Source organism: Blautia wexlerae (assembly GCF_013300825.1).
In the GTDB taxonomy this organism is placed as follows: Bacteria; Bacillota; Clostridia; order Lachnospirales; family Lachnospiraceae; genus Blautia_A; species Blautia_A wexlerae_B.
The window spans coordinates 1-25,065 of the sequence record NZ_JAAIMY010000025.1 but is presented as its reverse complement, the minus strand read 5'-3'; the positions used below and the strand labels follow the sequence as shown (position 1 = coordinate 25,065).

Below are 25,065 nucleotides of genomic sequence, written 5' to 3'. Positions count from 1 at the left end.
GTTGGCAGAGGTTTCACTTGAACTGAAGGAGATAAAGAAAAGTTTTACAGAAGGCGAAGCAGTTCTGGATAATATCAGTCTTGAGATCAGTAAAGGGGAGTTTATTACTTTGCTGGGATCTTCGGGATGTGGCAAGACGACAACACTGCGAATCATTGCCGGTCTGGAACAGCCCGATGCAGGAAGTGTCTGGCTGGACGGCAGAGAAGTGACAGGTCTGGAGCCGAACCAGAGGGATGTGAATACAGTATTTCAGAATTATGCGCTCTTTCCGCATATGAATGTTGCGGAGAATATTGGCTATGGCCTGAAACTGAAAAAAGTTCCAAAGAGTGAGATCAGGAAAAAAGTTTCTCAGATGCTGGAACTGGTACAGCTTAAAGGATATGAAAAAAGAAAGCCTTCCGAACTTTCGGGCGGTCAGAAACAGAGAGTTGCCATTGCGAGAGCACTGGTGAATAATCCCAAAGTACTGCTTCTGGACGAGCCGCTGGGAGCACTGGATCTGCAGCTTCGCCGTGCAATGCAGATAGAACTGAAGCATCTGCAGAAGAAGCTGGGAATTACATTTATCTATATCACTCATGATCAGGAAGAAGCTATCAATATGTCTGACAGGATCGCGGTGATGAAGGACGGATGTATTGAGCAGATCGGAACACCGGATGAGATTTATAATCATCCAAAGACCAGTTATGTAGCAACATTTGTAGGAAATGCCAATATCCTGCATGGGGTTGCAGAGAGTGTTCAGGGAGAGAATGTAATCGTAAAAATCGGAAATGACAGGGTAATTGTAAAGCTTGAAACAAGTCAGCAGGATACAGAGGAAAAACAGCACCTTGCAGCAGGAGAGGAAGTAACTCTGGCTGTTAGAAGCGAAAATATATTGTTACAGGAAGCTACTGTAATCGGTGATACCGGTACAGATCACAGAGACACTGTTGATATAAGTGTGACAGGCGGGATTTCAGATATACATGATATGAATAGTATATCGGGCTTACAGGCGACTGTTACAGAGAAGAACTTTGCAGGAGGTCAGCTTCGTGTAACTCTGAAGCTGAGTGATGGTACACAATTGATCGCCAGCAGGTACGGAATCGACGCATCCGTCGCAGAAGGCCAGACAGTAAGATGCAGTTTTCTGCCGACAGATGCAGTACTGGTAGACAGGGAGGACATTCATGAAGAAGCGTAGAAACCGTTCTGACAGTTCTGCATGGATGACACTTCCACTGTATATTTTTACTATTGTGTTTGTGGTATGTCCCCTTATCTATATGGTGGCGCTGAGTTTTGCTACGCCGTCCAGAGGATTTGGGGTGACCTGGAAATTTACGCTGGACAATTACAGAAATATTCTGGAACCTGTATACCTGAATACATTTGCGGAATCGCTGAAGCTGGCATTTACCAGCACGATAGTGATCGCTTTGATCGGCTATCCGTTCGGGTATTTCATGGCAAGGCTGCCGGAGCACAGAAAGAAAAAGGCACAGCTTTTGTTATCCACGCCGTTCTGGGTAAATTCCCTGATCCGTCTGTATGGCTGGATCATCATTCTACAGAAAAAAGGACTTTTGAACTTTGCATTAATGAAACTTGGGATTATTGAGAAACCGCTGTCTATCCTGTACAGCTATCCGGCAATTGTGATCGGTATGATTTATGTACTTCTCCCGTTTATGATCATGTCTGTATACTCCAGCGCAGAGAAGCTGGACTGGTCTTATGTGGAGGCTGCCAGAGATCTTGGGGCATCCAGACTGCAGGCATTTTTTACCATAACACTGAAGCTTACACTGCCCGGGCTGCTTTCGGGTGTGATCCTGACTTTTGTGCCATCCATGGGACTGTTCTTTATTGCAGATATCCTGGGCGGAAATAAAGTGGTACTTGTGGGAAGCCTGATACAGGATCAGATGACAAGAGGAAGTAACTGGCCATTTGCAGCGGCACTTGCTGTGGTGATGATGGTACTTACAACTATACTGATCATGATTTACAGGAAAGTGACAAATGCCAGAGAACTGGAGGGAATCGGATGAAAAAGAATTCAAGATTTGCCGGATTTTATATGGGGCTGATTTTCTTTCTGATGTATCTCCCTATCGCAGTAGTGATTGTTTTTTCATTTAATGAATCCAAACTGCCGGTGAAATTTACAGGCTTTTCTCTGAAATGGTATCAGGAACTGATCCATGACAGAGCAATGCTGGAAGCACTGGTGAACAGCCTGATTCTTGGGGTATTAAGCTGTCTGGTAAGCGCAGTGATCGGTACTCTGGGCGCAGTTGGGTTATCAAGGATTCACTGGAAGTCAAAAGGGGCACTGGAATACATTTCCATATTGCCGTTAATGATACCGGAGATCATCCTTGGTATGGTGCTGATGGCATTCTTTTATATGCTGAACCTGCCCTTTGGCATGCTGACACTGTTAATAGGCCATACGGTATTCTGCGTGCCTTATATTCTGATGGAAGTGAAGGCAAGACTGGCAGGCATGGATCCGGCACTGGAAGAAGCTGCAAGGGATCTGGGTGCAGGACCCTTCCGGGCATTTTGGGATATTACGCTGCCATTAATTATGCCGGCGGTAATTTCGGGTTCGCTGCTTGCGTTTGCCATGTCTATGGATGATGTGGTAATAAGTATCTTTGTAAACGGACCCCGTCTGTCTACGCTGCCCATCAAGGTGTACACACAGCTGAAAACGGGAGTGACGCCGGAGATCAATGCGTTGTGTACCATTCTGCTGGCAGCTACACTGATTATTTTTATTGTTTATTCACTGATAACAAAGAAGAAAAAATAAATGATATAGCTTTTAGGAACATTCTGAACAGCCGGTCAATGCTTTTGGAACAGCCGGATTATAAAAAACAGAGAAAAATACATTCAGAGGAAGGAAAAGATGATGAACAAACTGATTGAGTTAAAAAATCTGACCAAGAATTTTGATGATCAGCAGGTTTTGCGCGGCATCAATCTGGATATTTACGAAAAGGAATTCCTGACGCTTTTGGGACCCAGCGGATGTGGAAAGACAACCACGCTTCGAATCATTGCAGGCTTTGAAGAACCAAGTGACGGAGAAGTACTGTTTAACGGGATTGAGATTTCCAAGCTTCCCCCGTACAAGAGAGAGGTTAACACTGTGTTTCAGAAGTATGCTCTTTTTCCTCATTTAAATGTGGCGGAGAACATCGGTTTCGGGCTGAATCTAAAGAAGGTCGATAAAACTGTCATCGCCCAGAAGGTGGAGCGTATGCTGAAGATGGTTGGTCTGGAGGGCTTTGGGAAAAGAGATGTAACTCTGCTCTCCGGTGGACAGCAGCAGCGAGTGGCCATTGCCAGGGCTCTGATAAATGAGCCGAAGGTTCTGCTTTTAGATGAGCCTCTGGGTGCACTGGATGCAAAGATCCGTAAACAGATGCAGGTAGAATTAAAGAAGATCCAGCAGGAAGTTGGCATCACTTTCATTTATGTTACTCATGACCAGGAAGAAGCTCTGTCCATGTCAGATACGGTTGTTGTTATGAATAACGGTGAGATTCAGCAGATCGGCTCTCCTACAGATATCTACAATGAGCCGGAAAACCGTTTTGTTGCAGGCTTTATCGGTGAATCTAATATTATCGAGGGAACTATGATCCGTGATTATCTGGTTGCTTTTGACGGATTTGAGTTTGAATGTGTGGATAAGGGATTTGAAGATAATGAAGAGATTGAAGTTGTATTAAGACCTGAGGATCTGGATATCGTAGATCCCGGTCAGGCAAAGATCAGGGGAATCGTGCGCAATATTACCTTCAAGGGTGTGCATTATGAAATCCTGATCGAGACAGAGCTTCGTACTTATATGGTTCATACCACAGATTATGCGGAAGTCGGAAGGGAAGTGGGACTGAAATTCGGGCCTGAAGACATCCATGTTATGTGTAAGATGGGAAGCTACTGATGAAACAGTACAGAAATCTTATCAAACCATATCTTGTGTGGGCATTTGTGGTCATTGTCATCCCGCTGATACTGATCGCATTATATGCATTTACAGAAGACGGAAACGAAGTGCTGACGTTCTCCTTTACACTGGAGAATTTCCGCAAATTCCTGGAAGCAACGTATATGAGCGTTATTTTCAAGTCCTTTAAGCTTGGAATCCTGACGACGGTCATCTGTCTGGGACTCGGCTATCCGCTGGCATATATTATTTCCAAATGTCCGGAGAAATCCCAGAGTCTTCTGATCCTGCTGGTAACTATTCCGGAATGGATCAATATGCTTCTGCGTACCTATGCATGGATGAACCTGCTGTCAGACAATGGTATCATCAACCATTTGCTTGGATTACTGGGGATTTCCCCGGTGACAATGATGTATACGGACTTTTCCGTAGTGGTTGGTCTGGTCTGTAACTTTATGCCGTTTATGATCATCCCGATCCACACATCCCTGAGTAAAATGGATAAATCCTTTATCGAGGCTGCCTATGACCTGGGGGCAAATAAATTCCAGACCTTCACAAAGGTTATCTGGAAATTGTCCATCCCCGGCGTACTCAATGGAATCATGATGGTATTCCTGCTGTCTATTTCCACATTCGTTATTCCGAAACTTCTCGGAGGCGGACAGTACATGCTGATCGGTAACCTGATCGAGTCTCAGTTTATCTCAGTTGGTGACTGGAACTTCGGAAGTGCGATTTCTCTGATTCTGGCTGTGCTCATTCTGATCTTTATGAGCCTGATGAAGAAGATGGATAAAGATGAATAAGGGAGGACGGCATGAAACGTAATAATAAATTTTTCTCAATGTTATATGTAGTACTCTGCCTTGCTTTCTTTTACCTGCCGATTCTGGTGACGATGATCTTTTCCTTTAACTCATCCAAGTCACTGACCAGATTTACAGGCTTTTCCCTGCGCTGGTATCAGGAACTTCTCGGTAATGGGGAAGTAATTAAGGCGGTTTATGTATCTGTTACCATTGCGATCATTGCAACCATTGTTTCTACAATACTTGGAACCATTACAGCGATCGGCTTATCCAAATCAAAGAAGGTAATCAAAGAGCTACTTTTGAGTATTAATAATATTCCGATCCTGAATCCTGAGATCGTAACAGCCATCAGCCTGATGCTGTTGTTCTCTTCTCTGGGATTTCGAAAAGGGTATCTGACTATGCTGCTGGCACATATTGCATTCTGTACCCCGTATGTAATTACCAGCGTTTATCCGAAGGTAAGGGCTCTGGATCCGAATATGGCAAATGCTGCCATGGACCTTGGGGCAACTCCTTTTCAGGCTCTGACAAAGGTTATCGTGCCCATGATCAAAGAGGGTATTTTTGCAGGTGCATTGCTTGCATTTACCATGTCATTTGATGATTTCGTTATTTCCTATTTCGTATCAGGAAATGGTGTAAAGAATATCTCTATTGTTGTATATAATATGACAAAGCGTATCAATCCGACGATCAATGCTTTGTCAACCATCGTGATCGTAGTCATCATCGTGGTACTGCTTTTGTCCAATCTGCTTCCGAAGTTTAAGAATAAAGCCAGGAAGCTGAATAGAAAAGCAGTAAAAATTGTCTCTATAGTTCTGGTTGTTGCCGTTACAGCAGGGCTGATTAAATGGGGATTCGTGGCGCAGTCCACTCATGTGCTGAAAGTTTACAATGCAGGAGAGTACATGGATCTTTCTCTGCTGGAGGATTTCGAGAAAGAGTATGATTGTACTATCGTATACGAGACTTTTGAGTCAAATGAGATGATGTACACCAAGCTTTCAAGCGGTGAGACTTATGATGTGCTGATCCCGTCTGATTACATGATTGAGAGACTGATCAAAGAAGAATATCTGCAGGCACTTGACTGGAAAGAAATTCCGAATAAGAAAAATCTGCTGGATGATGTCATGAACCAGAGCTATGATCCGGGCAACCGTTATTCCTGCCCGTATTTCTGGGGAACAGTAGGAATCCTTTATGATAAGACAGTAGTAGATGAGGCTGATCTGAAAGATGGATGGAATCTTCTGCGTAATCCTAAATATAAAGGAAATATTTACATGTATGATTCTGAGAGAGATTCCTTTATGATAGCATTAAAGGCACTTGGGTATTCCATGAATACTACAAATGAGTCTGAGATCGAGGAGGCTTATCAGTGGCTGATTGATCAGCGTGACACTATGGATCCGATCTATGCAGGCGATGATGTGATCGACAATATGATTTCAGGAAACAAAGCGTTGGCAGTTGTGTACTCCGGAGATGCATCTTACATTATCAGCGAAAACCCGAATCTGGACTACTTCACACCGGAACAGGGAACCAACAGATGGTATGATGCAATGGTTATCACAAAGGACTGCAGCGAAGTACAGCTTGCCCATGAATTTATTAATTTTATGATCAGTGATAAATCTGCTCTTTCCAATACGGAAGAAGTAGGGTATACTTCTACAGTGAAGAGTGCTTTTGAAACAATGAAGGAGGGGGATTATGCCGGAATCAGTTCTTATATTCCGGATACAACCAACCTGAATAACGAAATCTTTGCTTATCAGAAACCAAAGATCAAGCAGAAATTTGCGGAACTCTGGACAAAAGTAAAAGCAAAGTAAAAAAGGATAGCCGCTGTCTGCCGATACAGTGGAAGGCGGACAGTGGCTGATACAGACAACAATGCAGAGCATAAGAAGGGAGATCATTTATGAAAAAAAGAGTACTTGCAGTAGTGATGTGTGCATTAATGGCAGGAACAGCATTCACCGGATTCAAGGATGCAGGAGATGATAAAGAACTTGTTCTCTTTACCTGGGAGGGAATGTTCCCGCAGGAAGTTCTGGATGATTTTGAAAAAGAGACAGGAGTTAAAGTTGTTTATTCAAACTTCGATACAGATGAAACCATGCTTGAGAAGCTTTCCATGGCAAAGGGCGGCGACTATGATATTGTAATCGCAGATGATTATATTCTGGAAACTGCGATCCAGGAAGGACTTGCAGAGAAGCTTGACAAGGATTCTCTGGAGAATATCGGGAATATCAACCCATTATATCAGGGACAGTTCTATGATCCGGATGATGAATACACAGTTCCTTACGGAGCAGGTATCCCACTGATCGTTTACGATCCGGAGCAGGTGGATATTGATATCAAAGGATATAAAGACCTCTGGGATCCGTCTCTTGAGGACAGCATTGCGCTGACTGCAAATTATCGTGTGATCAATGGTATCACCCAGCTTTCCATGGGCGAGAGCATGAATGAAGAGGACGTTGATGTGATTAAGAAGACAGGGGAGAAACTTCTGGAACTTGCTCCGAATGTACGTCTGATCCAGGATGACAATACACAGAATGCACTTCTTAACGGAGAGGCAAGCGTAGGATTCCTTTACACTTCGCAGGTAACAGCTGCACTGGCTGAGAATCCTGATCTGAAGGTGGTATATCCGGAAGAGGGACTTGGATTTGGTATTATGGGTATGTTTATTCCAAGTGAAGCGCCGGATAAAGATGCGGCATATTCTTTCATGGATTATATCATGCAGCCGGAGGTTGCAGCGAAATGCACAGATTATATCGGCTATTACAGTACAAATAAAGCAGCAGATGAGCTGGTAAATCCGGATCTGGTAGTTCCGGATGACGTTACAAAGGGCGAGATCGTCCAGAATGTAAGCCAGGACGCAGACGCACAGTATCAGAAGAACTGGACTGAATTCAAGGCTGCCTGCGACTAAGGAGTTAATATGGATGTTTACAAGGGAACCGGTGCCTTTTCCGGAATTGCCATCGGTAAAATACTGTATTATCATAAAAGTGAATATCAGATACGCCAGTACGAAATCACAGATGTAAAAGCAGAATTGAATATTTTCCGGCAGGCGCGCGTCAGAGTTATGGAGCAACTGGCAGATTTATATGAAAAAAACTGTATAACTCAGGGGACTCAGGCTGAGATTTTTCTCAGACAGAAGAATCTGCTGGAGGGAAAAAGCTTTCAGCGTGCCATTGAAAGTGTCATACAGGGTGAAAAAGTAAATTCTGCCTATGCGGTGATGACTACAAGGGATGAGATGCTTAAGACTTTCAGAACTCTGGAAGAACCTGCGATTAAAGAACGGCTGGATAATATAGGGGAGATTTCTGAACGCCTGATCAGTGAACTGGGAGGTATCTCTCCCAGAATAGATCTTGGAGAAGAGCCTGTGATCGTTGTGACGGAGAGCATTACACCAACAGAACTGATGGAGATGGATAAGGACAAACTGATGGCTATTGTTACCCATCATGGTTCCGATATGTCTCATGCCGCCATTATGGCAAAAACCATGAATATACCGGTTCTGGTAGAAATTGACACAGATTCGGAGTGGGACGGACAGCAGGCTATTGTGGATGGATATACCGGAACTTTCTATATTAATCCGGATGAAGAGGTAAAAAAAGAATATGAGATCCGCAGACAGGCTGATAAAGAAGAAAGGGAAGAGCTTCTGAAATTAAGGAGGGAACCGGATATCACAAAAGATGGCAGGAGAATTGAAATCTATGCCAATATCGGAAATATGGATGATCTGAACAGTGTGCTGTATTACGGAGCTGCCGGGATTGGGCTTCTGCGCAGTGAATTCCAGTATCTTGGAAGAGAGAATTATCCACGTGAAAATGAGTTGTTTCTTGCATACAAAAAGATTGCGGAGACTATGGGAGAAAAGATCACTGTAATCCGTACGGCAGATCTTGGCGCAGACAAGCAGGCAGAATATCTGAATATCCCGGATGAGACAAATCCGATCATGGGGAACAGAGGAATCCGTCTCTGTCTTGACAGAAAAAGAATGTTCAAGGCACAGCTTCGGGCAATTTTCAGGGCGAGTGCCTATGGAAACCTGGCACTGATGTATCCAATGATCAGTTCAGAAGAGGAAATGGATGAGATTGAAGAGATTATCCGGGAAGTTAAGAGCGGGCTGGATGAAAAAGGAATTCCATATAAACATATAAAAACAGGAATCATGATCGAGACTCCGGCAGCAGTCATGATCAGCTGGGAACTTGCCAGAAGGGTAGATTTCCTGAGTCTTGGAACTAATGACCTGAGTCAGTATACACTGGCAATGGACAGACAGAATCCACTTCTGCGGAAGAAATATAATGACCATCACCCGGCAGTGCTGCGCATGATCCGGATGGTGATCGAAGCGGGACATGCGGAGAATAAGCGTGTGTGCATCTGCGGAGAACTTGCAGCAGATACTGCTCTGACAGAAGAATTTCTGAGGATGGGGGTGGACTGTCTTTCTGTAGTGCCGGCATGTATTTTACCGGTAAGAAAAGCACTGAGACAGGCAGATCTGTCCAAAGATGATAAGGGTGCGTGAATTTGGTGAAAAGTAAAGTAGTATTACTTCCCTGCAGGGAATATGATGAAGAAAAAATCCATATGCTGCTGAAACAGGGCCTGGATTTTCTGGGTGGAGTGGAGACTCTGATTCTAAAGGATGCGAAGATCCTGCTGAAGCCGAATCTGCTGAAGAAAGCAGATGTAGAGAAAGCAGTGATCACACATCCGGTTGTAGTAGGAGCTTTTGCGCGAATCCTGTGTGAAAGTGGATATGAGAATATTGTGCTTGCGGATTCCTGCGGTCATGGAACTACTCAGGCAGTGATCCGCGGAACAGGAATGGATACTTATCTGGAGAAATATCATATTCCGGCTGTTGATTATTCTGAGGGTGTGAAAACTGCTTATCCGCAGGGAATTCAGGCAAAAGAATTTATTCTGCCAAAAGAACTTCTGGAGCAGGACTGTGTGATTTCCCTGAGTAAGATGAAAACACATGCATTAGAACGTATCACTGGTGCAGTTAAGAACAGTTATGGGTTTGTATATGGGTTCCATAAAGCGAAAGGGCACACGCAGTACCCAAGCGCAGACAGCTTTGCCAGAATGCTTATTGATCTGAATAAATGTGTGGCACCGAAGCTGTATGTGATGGATGGCATTGTAGCCATGGAGGGCAATGGACCGGGTTCGGGAGATCCGGTTCCTATGAACGTGCTGTTGATGTCCACAGATCCGGTCGCACTGGACAGTGTATTCAGCCGTCTGGTTTATCTGAAACCGGAGATGGTTCCGACGAACTATCATGGTGAGAAAATGGGACTTGGTACATGGAAAGAAGAGGAGATTACCCTTCTGACACCAGACGGGGAGATTTCCATGGCAGAGGCAGTGAAAAAATACGGAAATCCGGCTTTTAATGTAGACCGTACAGAAGTACGAAAGAATATCTGGACAAAAATGGCGGGAGCATTAAAAATATTTCAGAAGAAACCATATATAGAAGCTGATAAATGTGTCCGTTGTGGCATTTGTGTCCAGAGCTGCCCGGTTCCGGGGAAAGCTGTGGATTTCAGAAAAGGCAAGGGAAAGCCGCCGGTATATGATTACAGAAAGTGTATCCGCTGTTTCTGCTGCCAGGAGATGTGCCCGAAAAAAGCAATCAAAGTGAAGTAGATGAAAAGCAGATAATAAAAAGCGCAAAAGCACATAACAGAGGATGAGAATATCTCGGATTGAGACAGATTCTATCCTAAGTTATGTGCTTTTTTGAGTCATATCCCTCTTTAACCGAATCAGGAAAGTTCCCTGCTTTGGCTGCGAATATTCGTTATTCGTCTGACTATGGCTGTCGAAGATACAAAATCTATCTTCCGAGGATTCTGCTTATCTCATGGATGAATTCCGGAGTAGTACCACAGCATCCTCCGACAACAGACGCACCATTTTCAATCAGAACCTTCATATGTTCTGCAAAGTTTTTGGCGTCCATACTGTAAATGGCATTTCCCTGGTCATCAATCGTTGGCATACCTGCATTAGGTTTGGCGATGACAGGAATGGATACGTTCTCTTTGATATTGCGGACAACGGATACCAGCTGGTCGGGTCCTACAGAACAGTTGATGCCAACTGCCACAGCACCTGCACCCTCAAGGGCAATCGCAGCCTCCACAGCATTTCCTCCGCTGAAAATGCTTCCGTCAGCTTCTACGGTCATTGTACACATTACAGGAAGAGAACTTACAGTTGCTGCGGCATCCAGCGCAGCCAGTGTTTCCTCGATATTAATCATAGTTTCCGCAATAATCAGATCAACACCTGCATCTTCAAGAACTTTAATCTGTTCACAGTATGTTTCATATGCCATCTCATAGGTGAGATCACCGGCAGGTTCCATCATCTTTCCAGTTGTGGTAATATCACCTGCAACATAAACCTTATGTCCCACTGCCTCTCTGGAAATATTTACAAGTGCATGGTTCATTTCCACCAGCTTATCCTGCAGTCCGTGAAGTCCCAGGCTGTAACGGTTGCCGCCAAAAGTGGGGGCATATACAATCTGGCTTCCTGCTTCTGCATAAGCCTTCTGGAGATTCTGCAGAATCTCTTTGTGTTCCATGATCCATGCTTCTGTACAGATTCCTCTTGGCATACCGGAAGCCATAAGATTGGAACCGGTTGCTCCGTCAAGCAATACAACATTCTGTGTCAGCTTCTGAAATTCTTCTTTAGTCATGGAAATTTCCTCCTGTGTTTTACTATGAAAGTCCTGAGTGGCTGCCATGAATCAGTCATGCCTACATGCATGGGAAATTCGTGGATACCGGACAGGATGACTTTCATATACTGTGATATTATAGCACAGGTCTCAGGATAAATGGAGAAAATTAATAAATTTTTATTTCATATGATGCAGTAAAAATTTCATCCTTGTTCAGAGTGTTGATATATTTCTTTTTCGGAAGCTCGCCTTTAAATCCAAAATCATCACAGCGTCCCATCCATGGTTCCAGACATACAAAAGGAGAACCCGGGACGGACCAGATGCCAAAGCTTGGAAATCCATGACAGCTCAGTTCCAGATAAGGAGTTCCGTCAGGGAAAGCGATACCGGCTTTTTCAATCTGGTTATCAAAAATAAGAGCGTCTTTGTCAAACATATGAGCATCAATAAGGCAGGAACCATTCTCGAGTTCCAGGGTATAAGCTTTATCTGCAACAGCGGTGCCTGATGACATATCGATCAGCAGATAGGAGAGGGAATCCTGGCCGTCAAAAGTAAGATGATATTGCTCCTGGGAACCAATTCCTCCGGCAGGTACATTGAAAGCGGGATGGCCGCCAATGGTAAAATACATGGTTTCGTCATTAAGGCTGATTACTTCCCAGCATACACTGACCTGGTTCTTCTCCAGAACATGCTTGATCTTCAACTCAAAATCATATGGATAATTTTCTCTTGTGGCATCAGAAGATTTCAGCTTATGGGTGATGGAATCAGCAGTCATATCCACGCAGGTAAATTCGCTGTCTCTGGCAAATCCATGCTGACTGGAAGGATATTCGATCCCGTTGATGCGATAATGGTCCTCAAAATGACGTCCCACATTAGGAAAAAGAACCGGTGCATGGCGTTTCCAGTAAGCAGGATCTGCCTGCCAGATCACTTCTCTGTTATGTATTTTATCAAAAATGCTGCAAAGCTCAGCACCATGATCGTCTACAGATACTCTCAGATAGTCGTTTTCAATTGTATGAATCATAAATGACTCCTCCTTGATAGATAAATATTGTGTAACTGCGAAGGTACCGAATAGTTACGGACATTGATGTCCGGCAATTTTCAAAAAGATTTTGATTGCTATAAGTTGATGCCGGAATCAATCTGTCTATAAGTATAACACATGGACCGGATTAATTATAGTTATAAATATACAAAAATAGACTTGAAATGTCGTGGCAAATCGAAAAATACACTGATATAGTGACGAAATACAGAAATCATATGTGTAAAAACCACAATAAATGATTGACGAATAAAAAAATATTTGTTACAATTTACCTCAACGAGTCCTGCGGGACTAAGACATAATGAACAAAACGTGAAAACAAGGAGGTCATTGCTATGGCGAAAAAAAGAAATATCATTGTTGGACAATCAGGAGGACCTACTGCAGTAATCAATTCCAGTCTTGCCGGAGTTTACAAGAATGCCATTGAACGAGGATTTGACAAAGTATACGGAATGCTTCACGGCATTCAGGGACTGTTGGATGAACAGTATATTGATCTGTCAACACAGATTCATTCAGAACTGGATATCGAATTACTCAAAAGAACACCATCTGCATTTTTAGGTTCCTGCCGTTACAAGCTTCCTGAGATTCACGAAGATAAAGCAATTTATGAGAAAATTTTTGAGATCTTAAATAAACTGGATATTTATGCGTTTATCTACATTGGCGGAAATGATTCCATGGATACGATCAAGAAACTGTCTGATTATGCGATTCTCACAGGACAGACTCAGAAGTTCCTTGGTGTTCCGAAAACAATCGACAATGACCTGGCGCTGACAGACCATACACCCGGATTCGGAAGTGCTGCAAAATATATCGGCGCATCCACAAAAGAAGTGATCCGCGATGCACTGGGACTTACTTATAAGAAAAATATGATTACGATCATGGAGATCATGGGACGTAATGCCGGATGGCTTACAGGTGCCACAGCACTGGCAAAATCCGAGGACTGCGACGGACCGGATCTGATCTATCTGCCGGAAGTGCCTTTTGATGTTGAGAAATTCCTTACAAAAGTAAAAGATCTTCTGAATAAAAAAGCATCTATTGTGATCGCAGTTTCCGAGGGAATTAAGCTGGCAGACGGAAGATATGTATGTGAGCTTGGAAGCGTGGGAGACTATGTGGATGCATTCGGGCATAAACAGCTTCAGGGAACAGCCACTTATCTGGCAAACTTCCTGGCAGCAGAGTGCGGATGCAAGACAAGAGCTGTTGAACTTTCCACATTACAGAGAAGTGCTTCCCATATGGCATCCAGAGTGGATATTGATGAAGCATTCATGGTAGGTGGTGCTGCAGTTAAAGCTGCAGATGAAGGTGACACAGGTAAAATGGTTGTTATTGATCGTGTTTCCGATGATCCGTACATGGCAGCTACAGGTATCTACGATGTACACAGAATTGCAAATGAGGAGAAACTTGTTCCGAGAGAATGGATGAATAAAGATGCTACAAATGTAACCAAAGATTTTGTGGATTACATCAAACCACTGATCCAGGGAGATTATCAGCCTATCATGGTAAATGGTATGCCAAGACATCTGGTACTGAACGTGAAAAAAGGCAGAAAGAAATAATTGATAAAAATTATAAACGGGCAGCCGGGCAGATCAACTTATCTGTTTTGCTTCCCGTTTTTTCCTGTTATATATGTGAGAGAAAAATATAGATAAAGACCAGAATAAAGGACTGAGAAAACCTTAACAATAATAAGAATAATAAAATAAATCACTTTATGCAGAATATATAAAAATTTTAGCTGATTTTAGCAGAATAACCTTGACGAAATGACACAAACTCTATAAAATAATTATGTGCGTATAAGAAACATATATTTACTTATGTGCGAAAGGTGTGGCTGTTCAGTTACTTCACAACAGAATGCTGAATAGTTACAAAAGAACAATAATTTAGGAGGAAAATGTAAAATGGCAAAATGGGTTTACATGTTTACAGAAGGTAACGCTAATATGAGAAACCTTCTGGGTGGTAAAGGTGCCAACCTTGCTGAAATGACAAACCTTGGTCTTCCTGTACCTCAGGGCTTCACAATCACAACAGAAGCTTGTACTCAGTACTATGAAGACGGAAGACAGATCAATGATGAGATTATGGCTCAGATCATGGAAGCAATCACCAAAATGGAAGGAGTTACCGGAAAGAAATTCGGTGACAAAGAAAATCCTCTGCTTGTTTCCGTTCGTTCTGGTGCGAGAGCTTCTATGCCAGGTATGATGGATACTATCCTGAACCTTGGTTTAAATGAAGACGTTGTTAACGTACTTGCTGAAAAATCCGGCAATGCTCGTTGGGCATGGGACTGCTACAGAAGATTCATCCAGATGTACTCTGATGTAGTTATGGAAGTCGGAAAGAAATATTTCGAAGAACTTATCGATGAGATGAAAGCTAAAAGAGGTGTTAAGCAGGATGTTGAACTTACTGCAGAAGACCTTCATGAATTAGCTGAACAGTTCAAAGCTGAATATAAAGCAAAAATCGGTGCTGATTTCCCAACTGATCCTAAGGAACAGTTAATGGGTGCTATCAAAGCCGTATTCCGTTCATGGGACAACCCACGTGCAAATGTATATCGTCGTGACAACGATATCCCATATTCCTGGGGTACTGCAGTTAACGTACAGATGATGGCATTTGGTAACATGGGCGATGACTGTGGTACAGGTGTTGCCTTCACACGTGACCCTGCTACAGGAGCTAACGGTCTGTTTGGTGAATTCCTTACAAATGCTCAGGGTGAAGACGTTGTTGCCGGTGTTCGTACACCTATGCACATCTCCGAAATGGAACAGAAATTCCCGGAAGCATTCGTACAGTTCAAACAGGTTTGCGAAACACTTGAAAAACACTACAGAGACATGCAGGATATGGAGTTTACTGTAGAGCATGGTAAACTGTATATGCTTCAGACACGTAACGGTAAGAGAACAGCTCAGGCTGCTTTAAAGATCGCTTGTGACCTTGTTGATGAGGGAATGAGAACAGAAGAAGAAGCTGTAGCTATGATCGACCCACGTAACCTTGATACTCTTCTTCACCCACAGTTTGATGCTGCTGCTCTGAAAGCTGCTACACCAATGGGTAAAGGCCTTGGCGCTTCTCCTGGAGCTGCTTGCGGTAAGATCGTATTCACAGCTGATGACGCTGTTGAATGGGCTGAAAGAGGAGAGAAAGTCGTACTTGTACGTCTTGAGACATCTCCGGAAGACATCACAGGTATGAAATCTGCTCAGGGTATCCTGACAGTTCGTGGTGGTATGACATCTCACGCAGCAGTTGTTGCCCGTGGTATGGGTGAGTGCTGTGTATCCGGATGCGGTGATATCGCTATGGACGAAGAAAACAAGAAATTCACACTTGCTGGTAAAGAATTCCACGAAGGAGACTTCATCTCCATCGATGGTACAACCGGTAACATCTACGACGGAATCATCCCGACTGTAGACGCTACAATCGCTGGTGAGTTCGGACGCATCATGGCATGGGCTGACAAGTACAGAACAATGAAAGTTCGTACAAATGCAGATACTCCTGCAGATGCTAAGAAAGCTGTAGAGCTTGGTGCAGAAGGTATCGGTCTTTGCCGTACAGAGCATATGTTCTTCGGTGAGGGACGTATCGATGCATTCCGTGAAATGATCTGCTCCGAAACAGCAGAAGAGAGAGAGAAAGCACTTGAAAAAGTTCTTCCATATCAGCAGGATGACTTCAAAGGTCTCTTTGAAGCTCTGGAAGGTAACCCTGTTACTATCCGTTTCCTGGATCCGCCTCTTCATGAGTTCGTTCCTACAGATGAAGCTGACATCAAGAAACTTGCAGATGCTCAGGGCAAAACTGTAGAGCAGATCAAGACTATCATCGCTTCTCTTCATGAGTTCAACCCGATGATGGGACATCGTGGATGCCGTCTTGCTGTAACATATCCTGAAATTGCTAAGATGCAGACAACAGCAGTTATCCGCGCAGCAATCGAAGTTAAGAAAGCTCATCCGGACTGGACAATCAAACCGGAAATCATGATCCCACTTGTTGGCGATGTAAAAGAGCTTAAATATGTTAAGAAATTCGTAGTTGAGACAGCTGATGCTGAGATCAAAGCCGCTGGTTCTGATCTTCAGTATGAAGTTGGTACAATGATCGAGATCCCGAGAGCAGCTCTTACAGCTGATGAGATCGCTAAAGAAGCAGACTTCTTCTGCTTCGGTACAAACGACCTTACTCAGATGACATACGGCTTCTCTCGTGATGATGCAGGTAAATTCCTCAACGCATACTATGACGCTAAGATCTTCGAGAATGATCCATTTGCAAAACTGGATCAGGTTGGTGTTGGCAAGCTGATGAAGATGGCTATCGAACTCGGCAAACCGGTTAACCCGAACCTTCACGTAGGTATCTGCGGCGAGCATGGTGGAGATCCGTCTTCTGTAGAATTCTGCCACAAGATCGGTCTTAACTATGTATCCTGCTCACCATTCCGTGTACCGATCGCTCGTCTCGCAGCAGCACAGGCAGCTATCGCTGAGAAGAATGCATAATTAACATAATTGTCACAGGGCAAATCCGATTATCCAGTTTTAGGGCAAACTTTCTATCCAGTTAGTTTCCTCAAAACGACCGTCCTGTAACATGAAAACTTGATTCAAAATGGTTATTCAAAATGATTATATTTCATAATCATAATCAATCAAAATCAAGTAATTGTCCAAGCATAAGAATTGACCTTGTTGGTCTGATAGAGATAATACTTCAAGAATAACTTCTCAATAAAGAGATAACTTCTCATAGTATATTTCTCATCAGACTTACAAGGTCTTTTTTGTTACACAATTTGTGCAAGTCAATTTGTTTGAACTGCCTGTATGTCATTTATTACTACTTAAACACTATGTCATACACACTAAATATCAATTAAAAACAGCCCAGTAGATAATTACTACTGAGCCATTAAGGAGATTTAGTATACAAACGCAAGAAAAAAAGCAACAACTACTGATTAGTATTCTTATTGTCATTAGATTCGTAAAAATGTGCTTCAAAATCAACCATACCGAATAGACGGATGTGAATTGATTGAGTGTGTTTGGAAAATGAGACTTTCCCTACTAACATAATAAGCACTATTGCAATGACAATAAAAAACAGTAATTGCAATATATCCATAGATATGCTCCTTCCTATGTAGTTTTGGTATACCGCATACTATTTTACAGTGTTTTGAGGAAAAGTAAATAGACAAAATACAGAAAAGAATGACCTTGTAACCCATAATGAATTTCTTACAACTAACAAAAAAATGGGAACATCCTACTGCGAATAGGAAGCTCCCATCATTGGAAAAGTATTATTTTATCCTGTTAATAAGTAAAGGATTGTACATCAAAACTTCATTAAGAGTTATGGCTTTGGAGATTTCCATATACTCAAAAAATGAAACAGGACAAAATTCAATAACCTTACCTGATTGACAGGTAATGGTTAGAGAGTTGCTTTTCCAGTTTATTGCCTGAATTGGTGTTGGGTTCTGGCTTGTATGAACTGGACTTGTAAGAATATTCATAATATCACCTCTTTCCTCTGCACAGTATTAATCTGTTATATAAGTGTTGCAGCCTGTTATTGGTACTAACAGACCACAATATTATTATACGAGAATAGTAGAGAAAAGAGGAACTGATAAATGGTTACAGGGTCTTTTTTGTTAATAAACAGGCTAATATAGGCTTAATACAGGCTATTATAAGCTCAAACAGGCTATTGGCAGCAGTTTTTGATAATTGGAGAAATACCTTGTTTTAAGGGCTTTTAGAGGTCTTGATTTCCTCATAAAATACGAATTTTATGAGGAACAAAAACACTTATGACAACAGAACCTTGCTACGAAAATAAAACTCGTAGCAAAAAACTGAACCTTGACAACAAATGTTTTCAACAATTATGAAAGCATCACTATAAAGCAGTCACAGTATTGGCTGCCTGTAGTGAGATATTGATCGTATTTAAGAAAGGCTAGCTTTGAGCTTCCACATGATAGCCATGCTTTTCCAATTCCCGTATATAACGAGAAAGCTGTTTTTGTTCACAGTGCTTACGTCTTGTTTCAAAACAGGATTCGTCAAATAGAGTTCCTTGTTTTAACATTGTGTAGATGATGACAAGAAGTTTTCGGGCAAGTGCGACAATCGCTTTTTTGGCTCCTTTTTTCTGTTTGATTCTCCAGTACCATGCCGAAAGATAAGTGTTGCGTTTCCCTGCAATCACCCAGGCAATTTCGCAGAGCATACTTTTTATGTAAGGATTGCCTTTTGTGACAGAGGTGCTTTTTCGTTTTCCAGCACTTTCGTTATTACCTGGGCACAGACCGGCCCATGAGCAGATGTGTTCCGCAGTTTTAAACGGCTTCATATCAATACCGATTTCAGCAATAATTGCACAGGAAGCAGTTGTGCTTATTCCATAGATGCTATTCAACTGCTCAACCTGCAGGGCAAATGGATCCATATCTTCCTCGAGACTCGTTTCAATTTCAGCAAGATGTTTCTTTAAAGAATCGTAATGAGTCATGAGAATCCTTAAAAATGCCTTTTGGTGTTCTGACAGTGTTCCGTTCACGGACATGAGAATTTCATCAATACGGTTTCTGGTCTTGGTTTTGAGACAAGAATCTAAAGCAGTTTTATCAATCTGCCCATGTTCAATTAAATGCAGAATGATGTTTCTACCCGAAGCGCCAAAAATATCAGAAATAAAGGATGATAGACGGAAGCCGGAACTTTGTAAAAATTTCTCAATCCTGTTCTTCTGTGATGTAATATCGCGGATGACACTCTTACGGTAACGATTTAGATCGCGGAATTCCCGAATTCTTCTTTCGGGAATAAAACTTCCGTTCAAAAGTCCGGCGCGAAGCAAAGTGGAAATCCATTCGGAATCCCGCATATCGGTCTTTTTACCAGGAACATTTTTCATATGGCGTGCATTTACAACAAGCAGGGTAATGTCACCAGAGAAAGCATCCTCCAGTATTTCATAAATCGGCATCCAATAGATACCGGTGCTTTCCATAGCTACATGATGGCAGTTTTTAGAAACGATCCAATGCCGTAATGCTATCATATCCGGAATCAATGTAGAAAACTCACGGATTTCAGAACGGGTTGGCTTGCCCAGAGGACCAGTCAGGATACATGCAACAATTTTTTCTTTGTGGACATCCAGTCCACAGGAAATTTCCAGAAGGTCTTTCATACAGAACAACTCCTTTACTATAGAATCGGCAGGAGATTTGCCCGAGATAATACGGACTTTGCTACTTGTGCTATTCATAAAAGGTGCGACAATATGCTGTGCTCAAGGGCAAATCATTTACGTTGACAAACGGGGTGCAAATCCTCCAAGGTGCAATCAAACTTAATCCTGCCTAAGACTATTGTAAGGCAAAAAGAGAAGTGAAAAAAGTAGTGGAGTCAGTATCCTATTTTCATTATAGGCTGAGATAAGCTTTCATGATTCGTTGATAATTTGATAATGTGACCGTCTAATATAGACACGCTACTATAACAGATACGCAACAAAAAGAAAAGGCTACTCTACTGTGAATAGAGCAACCTTTTCAAAAATTAAGCTACATGATGAACATGGTACATTTCTAGCTCATTAAGCATAGCTTCAATTGATGGTTTGTCAGCAGCAGTTAAATAAGACAACAACTGCTGATATTCAGAAAAAGTAATATTTTCAAAGGCAATTACTTTTCCATTTGAGAATTGAACTTTCAGTAAAGTTGAATCCCAAGAAATAGAATTAATATCCATAATGACACCTCCCTCCATAACAAATTAGAGGGAATTATTGATGGTGAAAAGGGCATCAATAATCCCTCACTTATTAGTATACGAGAATTTGTTTAGAGATAGGAACATACAGAGATAGGAAGTCCTGAAGGGTATAAACATCCTATGAGGTAGGAACATCCTAGATGCGACTTCTAAGATATTATCAGGCTTCCAAGTAATGTTGGTAGACTTATTGAAATTAATATCCATAACGAACACCTCCCTTCTGTATAGGTTTATATAGTAAAGCTCTGGCGAGAGAGCTGAACTAACTTAAACAGAACTAACCTAGACAGAACTTTCTGTAAGCAACTCTTAGGCAGAGGAAATTTGATGGTGGTGCATCAAAAAATCCTCCACTTATTATACGAGAAATCGTATGGAAATAGGAACTGCTTACAGGTTGAGAACCCCCAAGACTGGACTAGGGGAGGGTGGTGGGAACACAACTTCAATTAAAATATCTATATATACAAAATCTATATAAAATATCTATAGAAAAATATGATTGGAGTGTTGAATTTGGAAACAAGTAATAAAGAAAAGTTGTCTGCAAAAGTACCAGATAACTAAAAAGAAATAACTGAAATAACCGAAACTGAGTTAAAAGAATTAGAAAAAGTGGCTAAACAATATGGACGAGATTCTTGGGAATATTCAAAATACCTCAAAGTGAATTTCAAACATATAGGCGAAGAAATCCCAGAGGATGTACCGTTTTCGGAATATTACGACTACATCCTCAAGAATTTCCGTATAACAAAACCAATGGCAGAATGGACAGATGTGGATTATAAAATATATAATTCGCAGCGAGCTAGATTTAATGTATTGTTCCATATAAAAAATAGCACTTGGAAAGAGCCATATGACGATAGACAAAAGAGAATCATAGAAAGAGTCCGTAATGGAACAGACTATGATATTTTAGCTGGTGAGTGTCCTGAATGGTTTCAGTAAATTAAGGAATGGTTGTAAATTCCTGTTTTCAGCTCTTAGTTCAGAAAGCTTATCTTCATCATTGTCAAGTATGGCATTATGAATACTTTCTTTTAATGAATTTCGATGATAGTCAATCGCTGGTAATAAGATTATCCAATTAGATTTTACCCAATCGGCAGTTATATCATCATTGGTAGAAATATAATTGATAAGAGCTTTTGCAGCATTGACCTGTGATGTTACATCTCCAAGTGGGTCAATCTGGATATGTAACAAATAATCATTAAGGGCAGCAGTAAGTACATTTTTAGTAAGTACATCTTTATTTGTGTTGTTCATAGAAAACCTCCTGTATATGGTTATATAGATGAAACTATATCAGATAAAACTATACAGAAGGAATTATACAACATTATTAAAGAATGTGATAGAAATAAAATATCAATCTGAGTAAAGCGTAAATCTGAAAGCGAACAGCTTTAAGCGTTAATCTGAAAGCGTTAATCAGTAGACGGTTATATTATCAAATTATCAAGGGCAGCAGTTAAGCAGTTAATTGTAATACAGTTATCAGTCATAACAAGGAAAATATATTTTCTCAAAATAACAAGGTTATAAAGGGCAATATCAGGGCAAAAGTTAGAGTGAAATTTTGGTAGTATTTTAATGATTGAGAGTGCATCAAGAGAGAATATCAAGAGAATATCAAGAGGATAGAGCTTTTGTCTTAAAACTGAATAAAAGAGATTGCCCTTTGACAATAATGTTAAGGGGCAAAGCGAAATATCCTCTAAAGAGGTAAAATAGCCAACCAGCCCTAAAGTGTCCAAACGTAAAAATCGACCTTGGAGAATTGTAGAAATACAGTTCTTCAGGGTCTTTTTTGTTTTACTGCATAGAGCAAAACCTTGAATTTATGCGATTTTTCATACTTCAATAAAAGATAAATTTTATTTAGTTTCTATTCCAAATTCTGAGGATATGGGCTTGATTTCTATTAGGACGATGCGGGATTTGCCCCCTTTGAGGATGAAGTGGTGTGCCCCATAACAGCATATTGTTAAGGGGCAAAGCTAAATATCCTCTAAAGAGGTAAAATAGCCAACCATCCCCGAAAGTGTCCAAACGTAAAAATCGACCCTGGAGAATTGTAGAAATACAGTTCTCTGGGTCATTTTTGTTTTATGATACAATGTGCTTGATAAAGAGCATAAAACATAATATAATATAATGTAAATAAGATAAACTATGGGGAGGTATTGAGTATGAAAAAGAAAAAAATTATATGTGTTATGTTGATTTTTCTTATATTGTTAATTCCATCATATCAAATTAATGCAGCTACAAATGGATGGAAAATAAATGGTCAAAATAAATATTATTATATTAATAATAAGAAGATTACTGGATCGAAAAAGATCGGGAAATACTATTATTATTTTGACAAAAAAGGAAGAATGGTAAAAAATAAGATTGTCAAAATTAAAGGTTATAACTATTATTACCAACCAAACGGAAAAAGATGTGCCGAGAAAAATATCCAGAAACAAATCGGTACAAAATACTATTATCTCAATTCCAAAAGTCAAGTTAACTTTTATAAAGGCTTTGTAACGATAGATAATAAAAAATATTTTTTTAATTCTTCGGGTAAATCTGTATCAGGTTGGATTGTATGTCCAGTAGGTCTTGCCGGATGGTTTGTGGATGAAATAAACGGATTATATGCAGTACATACGTACATAGATTTCCATGATCTTTGCAAAAATGCAGAAATAAGAAATAGTTTAGAAAAGATAACAGTTCCTAAAATTATTAATTTGGACATAAGCCAAGAATATTTATTGAACAAATTCCATAATGAAGGTATAGATATAGACTATGTTTAAAATCGTAAAAAAATAAAAGGGTGAAAATAACTACACCCTTTTATTTAATTTACATTCTTTTTCTTTGAACCTAAAAACAATCTTTCCAAATAATCTATAATATGGCACTGGCATTTCTTCAAAAACATAGTAATTAATGCAGTCTGCCAGTAAGATTGCTACCCATGATAAAAAGAACCAAATAACCATAAATGGAACACAGATAATCCCATGATAGTTGAGTGGCAGATTTGAGTAATCCCACATATGAGGAATTGGCAGATAATTCCAAGCCAAACCAATAGAAAGTTCCATCAGCGTAATGAGCAGCGAGCCAGTCAGTCCTTGAATAACAATGTCAATATCCCATGAGATTATATCATTTATTTTATCAAGAATTACAATTGCCAGTCCACCACATATCCCCATTTGCCAATAACTATATCCACGAAACAGTGTTTCTATAGTGATATAAGAACAGAAGCCAACCAGAAACAAAACTAAATTCTTTAAAAATTTGTCTTTCATATACACTCCTTATAAAAATATTGACACTCCGATTATTTAAGTGCAACATAATTATTGTTGTTGCATAAGTAGTGCTTTCAATACATCTGATTGATAATCAACAGGAATTTCTATACCATAAGTAATGGCAGAAATATCGGTTATCTTTTCAAGTGAATTGATGTATTTTTTTAGAGAATTATTGTATGTAACTTGATAGGTTTTCCAAGCGGTTGCAGCAGTCAAGATGGCATTAATATCATTTACTGTATAGAATTTACAAAGTTCACCATCGGCATGATATGGGATTTCGGTTTCTCCAGATGCAACCATAGTAGAAAGTGTAATAAGATTGAGTTGATCTTGTTCGGTAAGAGAGAAGTGATAAGAGCTTCCATCGCTTAACTTTATATCAAATCCTTTCTGAATAAGATTCGTACACATCATATTCATCTCTGCTATTTTTGTATTTTTTACATATTCAACTGTAATTTCCTGATTTGGGTCTGATGGCGTATTATCAATATCTGGTATCTCTGGTGTTTTCGGAACTTCGATTTGTTCTCCAGACTCTATTGATTTGTTGAGTGCCATAAATTCTTCTTTATCAATTTCTATGATAGAAGCGGAAGGGTATAGACCTTTTACAGTTTCCGGACGCAACTAGGAATCATGATAATAGTTGTCGGCACAAACAATATATTGAGCTTCGTCAAGATTACAAGTAAGCATAAGTGGCGGTAAACCATCACGCAATTTATATTTGCATAAATCCAAAGCAGTAGATATACCAATAAATATATTGTCATTAATTACTTTATAGTACAACATTTCGGTTTTCTCCTTTTATAATGTTTACCTATAATGTAACCAAACAGGCGATCAAAGATGCCTGTACTGCGTATAAGAACTTTTTTAAGGGTTTGCAGAAATTCCCAAGATTCAAGTCAAAAAAGAGAGCAATGCCGAAGTTCTATCAGGACAACGTTAAGATACGCTTCAGTAATACACACGTTAAATTTGAAGGCTTTTCTTCCAGCAAGAAAGCAAATAAACAAAAAATGAATTGGGTAAGACTTGCAGAACATGGACGTATTCCGACAAATGCTAAATATATGAACCCGAGAATATCCTTTGACGGATTGAACTGGTGGATCAGCGTATGTGTAGAATTTCCTGACTGCAGGGAAACACTTAATGATGACGGAGTCGGCA

21 protein-coding genes are annotated in these 25,065 nt (G+C 40.7%); 13 read left to right on the top strand and 8 right to left on the bottom strand.

Annotated features, from left to right (window positions below; translation table 11 throughout):
• Nucleotide 1 precedes the first annotated feature (1 nt).
• From G4417_RS12500 to G4417_RS12460, 9 genes are all read left to right on the top strand, one after another.
• Nucleotides 2-1,201 carry an ABC transporter ATP-binding protein gene (locus G4417_RS12500; RefSeq protein ID WP_173683722.1) on the top strand — a complete coding sequence of 400 codons (1,200 nt, stop codon included), beginning with the start codon at nucleotides 2-4 and terminating at the stop codon, nucleotides 1,199-1,201.
• Nucleotides 1,188-2,051, top strand: a complete 864-nt coding sequence (locus G4417_RS12495) for an ABC transporter permease (RefSeq protein WP_173683721.1) — start codon at nucleotides 1,188-1,190, stop codon at nucleotides 2,049-2,051. The genes G4417_RS12500 and G4417_RS12495 overlap by 14 nt, the downstream gene beginning before the upstream one ends.
• On the top strand, nucleotides 2,048-2,821 hold the full coding sequence (locus G4417_RS12490; RefSeq protein WP_118330422.1) for an ABC transporter permease: 774 nt from the start codon (nucleotides 2,048-2,050) through the stop codon (nucleotides 2,819-2,821). Before G4417_RS12495 ends, G4417_RS12490 begins: the two co-directional genes overlap by 4 nt.
• A 99-nt stretch (nucleotides 2,822-2,920) precedes the next feature.
• Nucleotides 2,921-3,967 (top strand): spermidine/putrescine ABC transporter ATP-binding protein, encoded by a 1,047-nt coding sequence (potA, locus tag G4417_RS12485; RefSeq protein WP_202018839.1) that lies wholly within the window; start codon nucleotides 2,921-2,923, stop codon nucleotides 3,965-3,967.
• Entirely contained in the window at nucleotides 3,967-4,782 is an 816-nt protein-coding gene (locus G4417_RS12480) for an ABC transporter permease (RefSeq protein WP_022381260.1), read from the top strand. Before potA ends, G4417_RS12480 begins: the two co-directional genes overlap by 1 nt.
• Nucleotides 4,783-4,793: 11 nt before the next feature.
• Nucleotides 4,794-6,638, top strand: coding sequence for an extracellular solute-binding protein (locus G4417_RS12475; protein WP_173683720.1), 1,845 nt, complete (start codon nucleotides 4,794-4,796; stop codon nucleotides 6,636-6,638).
• An 89-nt stretch (nucleotides 6,639-6,727) separates the two neighbouring features.
• Nucleotides 6,728-7,762, top strand: coding sequence for a polyamine ABC transporter substrate-binding protein (locus G4417_RS12470; RefSeq protein ID WP_119253049.1), 1,035 nt, complete (start codon nucleotides 6,728-6,730; stop codon nucleotides 7,760-7,762).
• A gap of 9 nt (nucleotides 7,763-7,771) precedes the next feature.
• Nucleotides 7,772-9,406, top strand: coding sequence for a phosphoenolpyruvate--protein phosphotransferase (gene ptsP, locus G4417_RS12465; protein ID WP_173683719.1), 1,635 nt, complete (start codon nucleotides 7,772-7,774; stop codon nucleotides 9,404-9,406).
• Nucleotides 9,403-10,545 (top strand): DUF362 domain-containing protein, encoded by a 1,143-nt coding sequence (locus tag G4417_RS12460; protein ID WP_330598728.1) that lies wholly within the window; start codon nucleotides 9,403-9,405, stop codon nucleotides 10,543-10,545. Before ptsP ends, G4417_RS12460 begins: the two co-directional genes overlap by 4 nt.
• Before the next feature lie 190 nt (nucleotides 10,546-10,735).
• On the opposite strand, the gene G4417_RS12455 is transcribed toward G4417_RS12460, so the two are convergent.
• Both G4417_RS12455 and G4417_RS12450 read right to left on the bottom strand, forming a co-directional pair.
• On the bottom strand, nucleotides 10,736-11,608 hold the full coding sequence (locus G4417_RS12455; protein WP_173683718.1) for a homocysteine S-methyltransferase family protein: 873 nt from the start codon (nucleotides 11,606-11,608) through the stop codon (nucleotides 10,736-10,738).
• Nucleotides 11,609-11,759: 151 nt separating this feature from the next.
• On the bottom strand, nucleotides 11,760-12,635 hold the full coding sequence (locus G4417_RS12450) for an aldose 1-epimerase family protein (protein ID WP_173683717.1): 876 nt from the start codon (nucleotides 12,633-12,635) through the stop codon (nucleotides 11,760-11,762).
• A gap of 362 nt (nucleotides 12,636-12,997) precedes the next feature.
• Between G4417_RS12450 and G4417_RS12445 the strand changes: the two genes are divergently transcribed.
• Nucleotides 12,998-14,254 (top strand): 6-phosphofructokinase, encoded by a 1,257-nt coding sequence (locus G4417_RS12445; protein ID WP_173683716.1) that lies wholly within the window; start codon nucleotides 12,998-13,000, stop codon nucleotides 14,252-14,254.
• Between the two features lie 351 nt (nucleotides 14,255-14,605).
• Nucleotides 14,606-17,236, top strand: coding sequence for a pyruvate, phosphate dikinase (ppdK, locus tag G4417_RS12440; RefSeq protein WP_055058049.1), 2,631 nt, complete (start codon nucleotides 14,606-14,608; stop codon nucleotides 17,234-17,236).
• Between the two features lie 806 nt (nucleotides 17,237-18,042).
• Here the strand turns inward: ppdK and G4417_RS12435 are convergent.
• From G4417_RS12435 to G4417_RS12425, 3 genes are all read right to left on the bottom strand, one after another.
• Nucleotides 18,043-18,258, bottom strand: coding sequence for a hypothetical protein (locus G4417_RS12435; protein WP_173683715.1), 216 nt, complete (start codon nucleotides 18,256-18,258; stop codon nucleotides 18,043-18,045).
• 449 nt (nucleotides 18,259-18,707) lie between these two features.
• Nucleotides 18,708-19,946 carry an IS110 family transposase gene (locus G4417_RS12430; RefSeq protein ID WP_173683714.1) on the bottom strand — a complete coding sequence of 413 codons (1,239 nt, stop codon included), beginning with the start codon at nucleotides 19,944-19,946 and terminating at the stop codon, nucleotides 18,708-18,710.
• 371 nt (nucleotides 19,947-20,317) lie between these two features.
• A complete protein-coding gene (locus tag G4417_RS12425; RefSeq protein ID WP_173683713.1) occupies nucleotides 20,318-20,512 on the bottom strand; it encodes a KTSC domain-containing protein in 195 nt (64 codons plus the stop codon).
• Nucleotides 20,513-21,154: 642 nt separating this feature from the next.
• Here G4417_RS12425 and G4417_RS12420 point away from each other — a divergent pair.
• Nucleotides 21,155-21,493, top strand: a complete 339-nt coding sequence (locus G4417_RS12420; RefSeq protein ID WP_173683712.1) for a hypothetical protein — start codon at nucleotides 21,155-21,157, stop codon at nucleotides 21,491-21,493.
• On the opposite strand, the gene G4417_RS12415 is transcribed toward G4417_RS12420, so the two are convergent.
• Entirely contained in the window at nucleotides 21,461-21,814 is a 354-nt protein-coding gene (locus tag G4417_RS12415) for a hypothetical protein (RefSeq protein WP_173683711.1), read from the bottom strand. The genes G4417_RS12420 and G4417_RS12415 overlap by 33 nt on opposite strands.
• Nucleotides 21,815-22,740: 926 nt before the next feature.
• Here G4417_RS12415 and G4417_RS12410 point away from each other — a divergent pair.
• On the top strand, nucleotides 22,741-23,364 hold the full coding sequence (locus tag G4417_RS12410; protein ID WP_173683710.1) for a hypothetical protein: 624 nt from the start codon (nucleotides 22,741-22,743) through the stop codon (nucleotides 23,362-23,364).
• Between the two features lie 30 nt (nucleotides 23,365-23,394).
• Here G4417_RS12410 and G4417_RS12405 read toward each other — a convergent pair whose 3' ends face one another.
• Both G4417_RS12405 and G4417_RS12400 read right to left on the bottom strand, forming a co-directional pair.
• Nucleotides 23,395-23,871, bottom strand: coding sequence for a putative ABC transporter permease (locus G4417_RS12405; RefSeq protein WP_173683709.1), 477 nt, complete (start codon nucleotides 23,869-23,871; stop codon nucleotides 23,395-23,397).
• 51 nt (nucleotides 23,872-23,922) lie between these two features.
• The gene (locus G4417_RS12400; RefSeq protein WP_173683708.1) at nucleotides 23,923-24,444 is read right to left on the bottom strand and encodes a hypothetical protein; all 522 of its coding nucleotides are present in this window, start codon (nucleotides 24,442-24,444) and stop codon (nucleotides 23,923-23,925) included.
• Nucleotides 24,445-25,065: the final 621 nt, after the last annotated feature.